9 protein-coding genes are annotated in these 11,775 nt (G+C 71.5%); all 9 read left to right on the forward strand.

All coding sequences use genetic code 11. The annotated features are described in order from the left end of the window. Positions 1 to 68: 68 nt before the first annotated feature. On the forward strand, positions 69 to 905 hold the full coding sequence (locus tag BIU91_RS09610) for a sugar phosphate isomerase/epimerase family protein (RefSeq protein ID WP_071405229.1): 837 nt from the start codon (positions 69 to 71) through the stop codon (positions 903 to 905). Further along, positions 902 to 2,113: a Gfo/Idh/MocA family oxidoreductase gene (locus tag BIU91_RS09615; protein WP_071405230.1), complete on the forward strand. Its 1,212-nt coding sequence runs from the start codon at positions 902 to 904 to the stop codon at positions 2,111 to 2,113. The genes BIU91_RS09610 and BIU91_RS09615 overlap by 4 nt, the downstream gene beginning before the upstream one ends. Continuing rightward, on the forward strand, positions 2,110 to 2,997 hold the full coding sequence (locus BIU91_RS09620) for a sugar phosphate isomerase/epimerase family protein (protein WP_071405231.1): 888 nt from the start codon (positions 2,110 to 2,112) through the stop codon (positions 2,995 to 2,997). Before BIU91_RS09615 ends, BIU91_RS09620 begins: the two co-directional genes overlap by 4 nt. Further along, positions 2,994 to 4,277, forward strand: coding sequence for a mannitol dehydrogenase family protein (locus BIU91_RS09625; protein ID WP_071405232.1), 1,284 nt, complete (start codon positions 2,994 to 2,996; stop codon positions 4,275 to 4,277). Before BIU91_RS09620 ends, BIU91_RS09625 begins: the two co-directional genes overlap by 4 nt. Beyond that, a complete protein-coding gene (gene manD / locus BIU91_RS09630; RefSeq protein ID WP_246521547.1) occupies positions 4,274 to 5,626 on the forward strand; it encodes a D-mannonate dehydratase ManD in 1,353 nt (450 codons plus the stop codon). The genes BIU91_RS09625 and manD overlap by 4 nt, the downstream gene beginning before the upstream one ends. A 31-nt stretch (positions 5,627 to 5,657) precedes the next feature. Continuing rightward, positions 5,658 to 6,566, forward strand: coding sequence for a hypothetical protein (locus tag BIU91_RS09635; protein WP_071405233.1), 909 nt, complete (start codon positions 5,658 to 5,660; stop codon positions 6,564 to 6,566). A 230-nt stretch (positions 6,567 to 6,796) separates the two neighbouring features. Further along, positions 6,797 to 7,420 carry a 50S ribosomal protein L25/general stress protein Ctc gene (locus BIU91_RS09640; protein WP_071405234.1) on the forward strand — a complete coding sequence of 208 codons (624 nt, stop codon included), beginning with the start codon at positions 6,797 to 6,799 and terminating at the stop codon, positions 7,418 to 7,420. Between the two features lie 29 nt (positions 7,421 to 7,449). Next, a complete protein-coding gene (pth, locus tag BIU91_RS09645) occupies positions 7,450 to 8,034 on the forward strand; it encodes an aminoacyl-tRNA hydrolase (RefSeq protein WP_071405235.1) in 585 nt (194 codons plus the stop codon). A gap of 82 nt (positions 8,035 to 8,116) precedes the next feature. After that, positions 8,117 to 11,725, forward strand: a complete 3,609-nt coding sequence (mfd, locus tag BIU91_RS09650; protein ID WP_071405236.1) for a transcription-repair coupling factor — start codon at positions 8,117 to 8,119, stop codon at positions 11,723 to 11,725. Positions 11,726 to 11,775: the final 50 nt, after the last annotated feature.

Here is an 11,775-nt window from a genome sequence, read left to right on the forward strand (position 1 = left end):
ACAGACTGCCTGGAGGCGCGGTGCCAGCCCGCCCCGCGCCTCCAGTCTGGTCGCATGAAGGGAATGCAATGACCCAGCCCAGTTGGGAACTCTCCGGTTTCGGCGACGAGATCGACGCCGATCCGGTCGTCCAGGTCGCGGTCCTCCAGGCGCTCGGCGCGAGCGCCATCGAGGTCCGCAGCGCCTGGGGCGTCAACGTCGTCGACCTCGACGAGGACCAGCTCGCCGGACTCCACCGGCTGCTCGACGAGCGCGGGCAGACCGTGTCCGCGATCGCCTCGCCGATCGGCAAGGTGCCCGTCGACGAACCCGTCGAGCACGAGGTGTCACGGCTCGCCCGTGCGATCCGTGCCGCGCACGCCCTCGGCACGACGAACATCCGGATCTTCTCGTTCTACTTCGAGGGCCGCAGCCCCGAGGACGTCCGCGACGACGTCCTCGTCCGGATACGGGCGCTGGCCGACCTCGCCGAGCGCGAAGGCGTGACGCTGCTGCACGAGAACGAGAAGGACATCTACGGCGACGTCCCCGCGCGGGTGCTCGACATCGTCGAGAGCGTCGGGTCCCCGGCGCTCCGCCTGGCCTGGGACAACGCGAACTACGTGCAGTGCGGCGTCCGGCCCTTCACCGACGGCTGGGAGCAGCTCGCTCCGTTCGTCGACTACCTGCAGGTCAAGGACGCCCTCGCCGCCGACTCGTCGGTGGTCCCCGCGGGCGAGGGTGACGGCGAACTGCTCCAGACCCTCACCGCGCTCCGCGACGCCGGGTACTCCGGGTACGTCTCGCTCGAGCCGCACCTCAGCGACTTCACCTCCCTCGGCGGGTTCTCCGGCCCCGCGGCCTTCGGTCGTGCCGGCCGGGCCTTCCGCACCCTCACCGACCAGATCGGAGTCACCCTGCGATGACCGAACCCACCAACCCGCTCCGCCTGGCCGTCGTCGGCGCCGGCGTCATCGGACGCCACCACGCCACCGTCGCCGTCCACCACCCCGACCTGCAGGTCGTCGCCCTCGTCGACGCCGTGCCCGAAGCCGCCACGAGCGCAGCCGACGCAATCGAGGCGATGGGCGTCGCCCGCCCGATCACCACGTCCACCATCGAAGAGGCGATCGACCAGACCGACATCGACGTCGTCGCGATCTGCTCGCCGTCCGGCATGCACGTGCAGCTCGCCGAGGCCGCCCTGGCCGCCGGCAAGCACGTCGTCATCGAGAAGCCGCTCGACACCACGATGCCCCGGGCACGGCAGATCGCGGCGCTCGCCGCAGCCGCTCGTGACCGCGGGCTGGTCACGAGCGTCATCAGCCAGCACCGTTTCGACCCGGCGTCGGCGGCCGTCGCCCGGGCCGCGCACGACGGCGGGTTCGGCACCGTGACCTCGGGGCTCGCGAGCGTCGCGTGGTACCGGTCGCAGGGGTACTACGACTCCGGTGACTGGCGCGGCACCTGGGCGCTCGACGGCGGCGGCGCGGTGATGAACCAGGGCGTGCACACCGTCGACCTGCTCGTCTGGGCGCTCGGTCGTCCGGTCGAGATCTCCGCGCAGACCGGCCTGCTCGCCCACGACCGCATCGAGGTCGAGGACACCGCCGTCGCCACCGTCCGGTTCGCCGGCGGGGCGCTCGGGGTCGTCCACTGCACGACCGCCGCGTACCCGGGGCTCTCCGCCCGGTACGCCGTGTACGGCACGCACGGCTCCGCCATCGTCGACGACGACCGGCTCGCGTACTTCCACATCGCCCCGGACACCGCCACGCTCGAGTCCGCGTCCACCACGTCGAACGCCACCGCGGTCGCCGGTGCGGTCGACCAGAAGGACCAGGTCGTCCCGCCCGAGCACGTCGTCGGCGGCCCGGCCGAACCCGACCACTTCGCCGCGGGGCACGCTCGGCAGTACACGGACATCGTCGACGCGATCCGGCAGGGACGCGAACCGGGTGTCACCGTCGACGCGGCCCTGGTGTCGCTCGCCACCGTCCGCGGGCTCTACGTCAGCGCGACGCTCGGACACCCCGTGCGCATCGACGACGTGATCGAGGGGAAGTACGACGACGTGGTGCCCGTCGTCGGCACACCCGCCACCGCCAGCGCGACCGAAGGAGCCACCCGATGAAGTTCTCCGTGTTCACCGCCTCCACCCCCGACTGGACCCCGTCCGAAGCCGCCGAGACCCTGGCCGCACAGGGCTGGGACGGCATCGAGTGGCGCATCGTCGACGACCGCCCGGCCGACGGCGTCGAGGTCCCCGCCGAACGGTCGTTCTGGGCGGGCAACAACTCGACCTGGCAGTACACCGGCATCCGCGACCGGGTCGGCGAGATCGCCCGGGTCACCGACGCAGCCGGCCTCGAGTACTCGGGCATCGGCGGCTACCAGCCGACCGCCGACCACGACGGCGTCGAGACGATGCTGCGCGTGACCAGCGAACTCGGCGCGCGCCAGGTGCGGGTCACGATGCCGCACTACCGTGCCGAGCAGGAACGCACCGGCGAGACCTACCCGCAGCTCTTCGACCGCACCCGCGCCGATCTCGAGTGGGTTGCGTCGCGTGCGTCGGAGCTCGGCGTGAAGGCACTCGTCGAGCTGCACCACATGACGATCACGCCGTCGGCATCCGCAGCACTGCGACTGATCGACGGTCTCGACCCCGCACACGTCGGCGTCATCCACGACCTCGGCAACCTCGTGATCGAGGGGTACGAGGACCACCTGGCCGCGTTCGAACTGCTCGGGCCGTACCTGGCACACGCCCACGTGAAGAACGCCCGCTGGGTCGACACCGGTGACGCCCGTGCCGACGGCAGCTCGATCTGGCAGCACGAGTGGGCACCCCTGCGCACCGGCCAGGCGTCGGTGTCCGAGTACCTCGACGCGCTCCGCCAGGTCGGGTACGACGGATGGGTCACCATCGAGGACTTCTCCACCGACCTCCCGCTCGAGGCCCGCACCGCCGACAACCTGGCGTACCTCCGCTCCCTCGTACCGGTGTCGGCATGACCGATCGGCGTCCGGGCATCGTCCACCTGGGGGTGGGGGCCTTTGCTCGTGCCCACCTCGCCTGGTACACCGCCCACACCACGGGGGAGCCGTGGGGGATCACCGCCTTCACCGGCCGCTCGCCCGCCGCCGCGGACGCGTTGACCGCGCAGGACTGCCGGTACACGCTCGTCACCCGGGCCGCGTCCGGCGACGGAGCCGAGGTGGTCGACACGATCGTGGCCGCCCACCCGGGCAGCGACGACACGGCCTGGAGGCACGTGGTCGCGTCCCCCGAGACGACCATCGTCACGCTGACGGTCACCGAGCAGGGCTACCGGCCCGGTTCCGACGTGCCGTCGCGGCTGGTCGCTGGGCTCGACGCCCGCCGTGCCGCCGGCTCCGGGCGCATCGCGCTGGTCAGTCTCGACAACCTGACGCACAACGGGGCGGTCCTGCGCGACGCCGTGCTCGACGCCGTCACCGACGACGCCCTGCACGACTGGATCGAGGCGAACGTCACGTTCCCGAGCTCGATGGTCGACCGGATCACCCCGGCCACCACCGACGACGACGTCGCGCGCCTGTCGGAACTGCCGGGTGCGCTCGCCGGAGACCGGGTCCCCGTCGTCACCGAGCCGTTCGCGGAGTGGGTGCTCGAGGACGCCTTCGACGGGATCGACCGGCCCGCGTGGCAGACGGCCGGCGTCCGGATCGTCGACGACGTCACCCCGTACGAGCAGCGGAAGCTCTGGCTGCTGAACGGCTCGCACTCGCTCCTCGCCTACCTGGGGCTGCAGCTCGGCCACGACACCGTGGCCGAGGCGATGGACGACCCGGTCTGCCGCACCGCCGTCGAGCAGCTCTGGGACGAAGCCGCGCTCGAACTCCCGCTGCCCGAGGCCGAGGTCAAAGACGCCCGCACGGCCCTGGTCGAACGGTTCGCCAACCCGCGCATCCGGCACACGCTTCGGCAGATCGCGTCCGGCGGCTCGCAGAAGCTGCCCGTCCGTGTCGTCGACGTCGTGCGGCACCGGCTCGCCCGCGACCCCTCGGCCGGCATCGGCACCGGAGCGGCCACCGCCCTCGCCGCGTGGTGGCTGCACGTCACCGAGCAGTCCGACCTGGTGGACGACCCCGGTGCCCCCGGGCCAGACTCGGACGTGCACGACGTCCTGGCCGTCGTCGCGCCCGAACTCGACACCACCCCCGTGGTCGCCGCCGTGACGGCGGCGGCCGACCGCATCCGCACCGCCGCGGCACGCGCCCGCGAACGCTCCAACGGAGGAGTCCACGCATGACCGACACGAACACCACGAACCCCGCGGCCCCGGTCCCCGGTGCCACCGACAGCGGGCCGGCCGAGACCACCGCCGGCCGTCCGGACACCTGGGCCTCGGCGGACCGCGGCCAGCTGATCGAGCGGGCCGAGGTCATCGTGACCAGCCCGAACCGGAACTTCGTGACGCTCAAGCTCACCACGGCCGACGGCGTCACCGGGCTCGGCGACGCCACCCTGAACGGCCGCGAGCTCGCGGTCTCCGCGTACCTGTCCGAGCACGTCGTCCCGCTGCTCGTCGGCCGTGACGCCAGCCGCATCGAGGACGCCTGGCAGTTCCTCTACCGGTCGTCGTACTGGCGCCGTGGTCCGGTCACGATGGCCGCGATCGCCGCCGTCGACATGGCCCTCTGGGACATCAAGGCGAAGGTCGCCGGGATGCCGCTGTACCAGCTGCTCGGCGGGGCATCGCGCACCGGGCTCATGGCGTACGGCCACGCCTCGGGCAAGGAGCTGCCCGAGCTGTTCGACTCCATCCGCGAGCACCAGGAAGAGGGCTACCGCTCGATCCGGGTGCAGACCGGTGTCCCCGGCCTCGAGTCCATCTACGGCATCGCCTCGAACAGGACCACCGAGGGCAACGCCGGCGTCCGCTACGACTTCGAGCCCGCCCAGCGCGGTGCGTACCCGGCGATGGAGGACTGGGACACCCGCGCCTACCTGCGCCACGTGCCCACCGTGTTCGAGGCCGTCCGCAACGAGTTCGGCCCCGAACTGCCGCTGCTGCACGACGGCCACCACCGGATGACCCCGCTGCAGGCTGCCAAGCTCGGCAAGTCGCTCGAGCCCTACGACCTGTTCTGGCTCGAGGACTGCACCCCCGCCGAGAACCAGGAGGCCCTGAAGCTCGTCCGGCAGCACACCACGACGCCGCTGGCGATCGGCGAGGTCTTCAACACCATCTGGGACTTCAAGGACATCATCCGCGACCAGCTCATCGACTACGTCCGCGGTGCCGTCACCCACATGGGCGGCGTCACCCCGCTCAAGAAGACGATGGAGTACGCGGCGCTGTACCAGGTCAAGTCCGGGTTCCACGGGCCGACCGACATCTCCCCGGTGGGCCTTGCCGCGCAGATGCACCTCGGGCTCGCGATCCACAACTTCGGCATCCAGGAGTACATGCAGCACGGACCGCAGACCAACCAGGTGTTCCACCAGACGTTCACGTTCACCGACGGCTACCTGCACCCGGGGGACGAGCCGGGCCTCGGGGTCAGCCTCGACGTCGACGAGGCCGGCAAGTACCCCTACGAGCAGGCGTACCTGCCGTTCAACCGCCTGGCCGACGGCACCGTCCACGACTGGTAGTCCCTGGCATCCTGGCTGGCACAGTGGTCGCATGGAGTTCGCCGACGTCGCCAGGGAGCTGCTGCTCGTCGCGCCGCAGGACTTCGTCGCCGAGCGCACCGCACGGCAGCGCGCGGTGCGCAAGGACGACCGTGCCCTCGCCACGGCGATCGGGAAGCTCCGGAAGCCCGCACCGGCCGCATGGGTGATCGACCTGCTCGCGCACGACGGTGCCCTCGACGACGCCGTCGACCTCGGACCGGCGCTCCGGAAGGCCCAGGCCGACGCCGACCCCGACGCGATCCGGACCCTCCGTCGGCAGCGCGCCGAGGTCGTCGACGCCCTCGCACAGGCCGGTGCGGACCTGACGTCCGACGCCGGACACCCCGTCACCCCGGCGGTGCTCGAGCAGGTCCGGTCGACGATCGAGGCGGCGATGGCGGACCCGCACGCCGGCGCGGCCGTCCGGTCGGGGCTGCTCGTGACGGCGCTCGAGAGCGTGGGGTTCGACGCGGTCGATCTCGACGGGGCGCTCGCGGATCCGGACGCGGTCCCCGATGCCTGGTCCGGCAGCGATGCCCCACCCATCCCCATCTCCCAGGCGAGGGGTGCGCGGAAGGCGAGCCGCGCCTCCAGGCCCGCGCAGCGCGACGCCCCGGAGTCGGAGCCGGACGCCGAACCCGAACCGAAGCGCGACCCGGCCGCCGACCGGAAGGCCGCGCGCCAGGCCGAGACCGCAGCGCGCACGGAGTCCCGCGACGCCGACGCCGCACTCGACACCGCCGAGGCCGATCTCGAACAGGCGGAGGAGCGCCGCGCGGAGCTCCAGCGTGCTCTCGAGCAGGCCGAGGCCGAGATCACCCGGCTCGAGGCAGCCCGCGACGACGCTGAGGCGGCGAGCGACCGGGCGCGCGACGTCCTCCACGCCGCGCAGGAGCACCGGCGGGAGGTCGGCCGCTGAGCGTCGTCGCAGCCGGAGCGGGCAGATCACGGGACGACACGCCCGGACAGCCCTGCTAGACTCAGTCCCTGACTTCGGCGAGGGCTGCGTACGCGCGGCCGTGATCGACGCGGTGGGATACCCGGCAAGACCCTGGGATCGTTCCTCACGCGTGCACGCGTTCGAGTTGCAACACTACAGACCCCCACGATGCCGGCACCCCGGCGTCGTCCCCGACACCAGGAGGCACCATGGCCGACTACACCAAGCTCGCAGCGGAAGTCCGCACCAAGTTCGGCAAGGGCGCTGCTCGCAAGCTCCGCGCGGCCGACAAGATCCCCGCGGTCGTCTACGGCCACGGCACCGAGCCGAAGCACATCTCGCTGCCCGGTCACGAGACCATGCTGCTCGTCCGTACCGCCAACGCGGTCGTCGACCTCGACATCGAGGGTGCTGCGCAGCTCGCCCTCGTCAAGGACGTCCAGCGTGACCCGGTGCGCCAGATCATCGAGCACATCGACCTCGTGGTCCTCCGCCGCGGCGAGAAAGTCACGGTCGACGTGCCCGTCGTCATCGAGGGCGAGTCCTTCTCCGGCACCATCCACGTGCAGGACCTCAACACGATCTCGCTGCTCGTGCTCGCCACCGACATCCCGGAGCACGTCTCCGTGAACGTCGAGGGCCTCGAGGACGGCGTGCAGATCCACGCCGCGCAGCTCGAGCTCCCCGAGGGCGCCGAGCTCGAGACCGACCCCGAGGCGCTGGTCGTCGCGATCGTCACCCCGCGTGGCACCGCTGACGACGACGCTGCGGACGAGGCCTCGGCCGAGGCCGGCGCCGAGTCGGGTGCCGAGGGCGCCGCGGACTCCGAGTAACACCCCTTCGAAGACATCTGGTCGACGCTGTGACGGATCACATCCTCGTGGTGGTCGGGCTCGGGAACCCCGGGCCCGACTACGCCGGCAACCGCCACAACGTCGGCCAGATGGTCCTCGACGAACTCGCCTCCCGCATGGGAGCGACGTTCAAGAAGCACAAGACGCCGAACCAGGTCGCCGAGGGGCGCCTGGTGCCCGGCGGCACACGACTCGTGCTGGCGAAGCCCGGGTCGTTCATGAACACCTCGGGCGGGCCGGTCTCCTCGGTGCTCGGGTTCTACAGCGCCACCCCGGCCGACCTCGTCGTCGTGCACGACGAGCTCGACCTGCCGTTCGACACCGTCCGCCTGAAGGGCAGTGGCGGGCACGGTGGGCACAACGGGCTGCGCGACATCATCAAGGCCACCGGCACGAACGAGTTCATGCGCGTCCGGGTCGGCATCGGTCGTCCGCCCGGTCGGCAGGACCCGGCCGACTACGTGTTGCGTGACTTCTCCGCAGCCGAGAAGAAGACGCTGCCGATCCTGCTGGCCGAAGCCGCCGACGCGGTCGAGGCGATCGCCGAGGTCGGGCTGCTCGCCGCACAGCAGCGCGTGCACGCTCCGTCCTGAGCGCTCCGTGCCGGGCGTCGGCGCTGTTCGCCCGTCGCGCACGACGCGGCCGGTGTCGGTGGCGGCCGGTACCATCTCCTGAGTGACGATCTCGGGCATCATCCCTGCGCTCTCGCGCGCCTCCGCCTTCGATCGCGTGCTGCGCGCCGCACCGCGCGACGCCGACTTCTCCGTCGTGGACGGCCTGCGCGTGCCGCTGCTCGGCGCGCTGCTCGCCGAGCGCAACGGTCCGCAGTGCGTCCTCGTCATCACGGCGACCGGGCGTGAGGCCGAGGCGGTCCGCGAAGCGTTCGGCAGCTACGTCCCCGATGCCGACGTGCTCGAGTTCCCGGCGTGGGAGACCCTGCCGCACGAACGCCTCAGCCCGAGTGCCCAGACCGTCGGCACGCGCATCGCGACGCTCCGGAAGCTCGCGGCGTGGCAGGCGGCGGACCCGGCCGAGCGTCGCCAGACCATCGTCGTCGCGAGCGTCCGCGCCGCGCTGCAGCCGATCGCGAGCAACCTGACGTCCCTGGCGCCGGTGGTGCTGCGCACCGACTCGCGGGGCAACGACCTGGCGGCGATCGCGTCCCAGCTGGTGGACCTCGCCTACTCGCGCGTCGACCTCGTCACCCGCCGTGGTGAGTTCGCGGTGCGCGGCGGCATCCTCGACGTCTTCCCGCCCACGGCCGACCACCCGGCGCGCGTCGACTTCTTCGGCGACGAGATCGAGGCGATCAAGGCGTTCTCCGTCGCCGACCAGCGCACGACCGAGGACGACCTCGGCTCGGTCGAGCTGACCGCCTCGCGCGAACTCCTGCTCAGCGACGACGTCCGGCAGCGGGCGCGCGAGATGCTGCACGAGTTCCCGAACCTGTCGCAGATGCTCGCGAAGATCGCCGAGGGCATCCCGGTCGAGGGCATGGAGTCCCTCGCCCCGGCGCTCGTGCAGGACCTCGTGCCGATGACCTCCTACCTGCCGGACGACGCCACCATCGCGGTGTTCTCGCCCGAGCGGGTGAACGGACGGGCGAACAGCCTCGCCGAGACGAACACCGAGTTCCTGCAGGCGGCCTGGAGCGCAGCGGTCGCCGGTGCCCAGGCGCCGATCGACCTCGACGCGGGCAACTTCCTGACCGTGCAGCAGCTCAAGAACACCCGGGGGCAGCGCACCTGGTGGACGGTGTCGCCGTTCGACTCCGGCCTCGACGAAGGCGACACCGAGCGCGTCCTCACCGACGCCGAGGCCGCTGCCGAGGCCGGCGAGTACATCCGCGTCCGGGCCGAGGCCGTCCCGAGCTTCGCCGGCAGCGCCGACGGGGCGATCGCGCACGTCAAGTCGCTGACCGACGACGGGTGGGCCGTCGTGGTCACCGCGCAGGGCCAGGGCCTCGTGGAGCGTGCGGTGCAGGTGCTCGCCGACGCCGGGGTCGCCGCCCGTGCCGCAGCGGTCGACGCGCCGCCCGAGCCGGGGTTCGCCGTCGTGACGACCGCGACCGTCGAGCACGGCTTCGCGATCCCCGACCCCCGCATCGCGGTCCTGAGCGAGGCGGAGTTCTACGGCCGCAGCGTCCAGCAGGGCGCCCGCACCGTCAAGAAGCTCGCGAGCCGGCGCAAGAACGTCGTCGACCCGCTGCAGCTCAAGCCGGGCGACGTCGTCGTGCACGCGACCCACGGCATCGGCAAGTTCGTCGAGCTCGTCAGCCGCGAGGTCTCCAGCGGTGGCCGGAACGCCGTGAAGACGCAGCGCGAGTACCTCGTGCTCGAGTACGCGCCATCGAAGCGCAACTACCCGGGCGACAAGCTCTTCGTGCCGACCGACCAGCTCGACCAGCTGTCGCGCTACGTCGGTGGCGAGTCCCCGACCCTGTCGAAGATGGGCGGCTCGGACTGGTCCGCCGCCAAGTCGAAGGCCCGCAAGGCCGTCCGCGACATCGCCGTCGACCTGGTGAAGCTGTACTCGGCGCGGATGGCGTCGAAAGGGCACGCGTTCGGTCCGGACACCCCGTGGCAGCGCGAGCTGGAAGAGGCGTTCCCGTTCGCCGAGACCGCCGACCAGCTCACCACGATCGACGAGATCAAGCGCGACATGGAACGCCCGATCCCGATGGACCGCCTGCTGTCCGGTGACGTCGGTTACGGCAAGACCGAGGTCGCGATCCGTGCCGCGTTCAAGGCCGTGCAGGACGGCAAGCAGGTCGTCATGCTCGTCCCGACGACCCTGCTCGTCCGCCAGCACATGGAGACGTTCCAGGAGCGCTTCGCCGGGTTCCCGGTGCACCTGCGCGCCCTGAGCCGGTTCCAGACCGAGAAGGAGTCGAAGGAGACCATCGCCGGGCTCGCCGACGGCACGGTCGACATCGTCATCGCGACCCACCGGATCCTGTCGCAGGGCATCACCTTCAAGGACGTCGGGCTCGTCATCATCGACGAGGAACAGCGGTTCGGCGTCGAGCACAAGGACCAGCTCAAGAAGTTCAAGACGAACGTCGACGTGCTGGCGATGTCGGCGACCCCGATCCCGCGCTCGCTCGAGATGGCGGTCACGGGCATCCGCGAGATGTCGACCCTCGCGACCCCGCCCGAGGACCGCCACCCGATCCTGACCTTCGTCGGCCCGCAGTCCGACCTGCAGGTGGCGGCGGCGATCCGCCGCGAGCTGCTGCGCGAGGGCCAGGTGTTCTACGTGCACAACCGCGTGAAGGACATCCAGTCGGTCGCCGCGCACCTGGCCGAGATCGTGCCGGACGCCCGCATCGCCGTGGCGCACGGGCAGATGTCGGAGACCGCCCTCGAGCAGGTCATGGTCGACTTCTGGGAGCGCCGCTTCGACGTCCTCGTCTCGACGACGATCATCGAGACCGGCCTGGACATCGCGAACGCGAACACGCTCATCATCGACAAGGCGGACAAGTACGGCCTGTCGCAGCTGCACCAGCTGCGCGGACGTGTCGGTCGCGGGCGGGAGCGCGGGTACGCGTACTTCCTCTACGACTCCGACAAGCCGCTGTCCGAGACCGCGCAGGACCGCCTCGAGACCATCGCCGCGAACAACGAGCTCGGCGCGGGCATGCAGGTCGCCATGAAGGACCTCGAGATCCGCGGGGCCGGCAACCTGCTCGGCGGGGAGCAGTCCGGCCACATCGCGGGCGTCGGGTTCGACCTGTACCTGCGGATGATCGGCGAGGCGGTGTCGCAGTTCCGGGGCGACGTCGCCGAGGGGCAGACCGAGCTCCGGCTCGAGATCCCGGTCGACGCGCACATCCCCGAGGACTACGTCGAGTCCGAGCGACTCCGGCTCGAGGCGTACCAGAAGCTCTCGGCGGCCTCGGCCCCGACGGCCCAGCCGAACGCGATCGACATGGTGCTCGACGAGCTCACCGACCGCTACGGGCAGCCGCCGCAGGCTGTTCAGACCCTGGTCGAGGTCTCCCGCCTCCGTCGCATGGCGCAGCAGGTCGGCCTGTCCGACGTCGTGGTGATGGGCTCGAACCTGCGGGTCGCCGGCAAGGAGCTCGCCGACTCGTCGCAGGTGCGCCTGAAGCGCATGTTCCCGGGGGCGCGCTGGTTCCCGCAGCAGAACGCGACGAGCATCCCGATGCCGCGTCCGCACGACCAGGCGCTGCCGGACGACGCCCTCATCCAGTGGGTGGAGAGCATCCTCACCGCCGTGTACGGGGCAACGACCCCGGCCGAGGCGCCGGCCGCCTAGACGCGAGCGCCGACGGCCTGGAGGCACGGTGCGGGCCCGCACCGTGCCTC

The sequence above is a fragment of the Curtobacterium sp. MMLR14_002 genome (genome assembly GCF_001864975.1).
Taxonomy (GTDB): domain Bacteria; phylum Actinomycetota; class Actinomycetes; order Actinomycetales; family Microbacteriaceae; genus Curtobacterium; species Curtobacterium flaccumfaciens.

Bases quoted from the DNA above. Each gene is read 5' to 3' on its own strand.
- BIU91_RS09610 (WP_071405229.1), top strand. From the start codon at position 69: ATGACCCAGCCCAGTTGGGAACTCTCCGGTTTCGGCGACGAGATCGAC.
- BIU91_RS09620 (WP_071405231.1), top strand. From the start codon at position 2,110: ATGAAGTTCTCCGTGTTCACCGCCTCCACCCCCGACTGGACCCCGTCC.
- BIU91_RS09635 (WP_071405233.1), top strand. From the start codon at position 5,658: ATGGAGTTCGCCGACGTCGCCAGGGAGCTGCTGCTCGTCGCGCCGCAG.
- manD (WP_246521547.1), top strand. From the start codon at position 4,274: ATGACCGACACGAACACCACGAACCCCGCGGCCCCGGTCCCCGGTGCC.
- BIU91_RS09625 (WP_071405232.1), top strand. From the start codon at position 2,994: ATGACCGATCGGCGTCCGGGCATCGTCCACCTGGGGGTGGGGGCCTTT.
- BIU91_RS09640 (WP_071405234.1), top strand. From the start codon at position 6,797: ATGGCCGACTACACCAAGCTCGCAGCGGAAGTCCGCACCAAGTTCGGC.
- BIU91_RS09615 (WP_071405230.1), top strand. From the start codon at position 902: ATGACCGAACCCACCAACCCGCTCCGCCTGGCCGTCGTCGGCGCCGGC.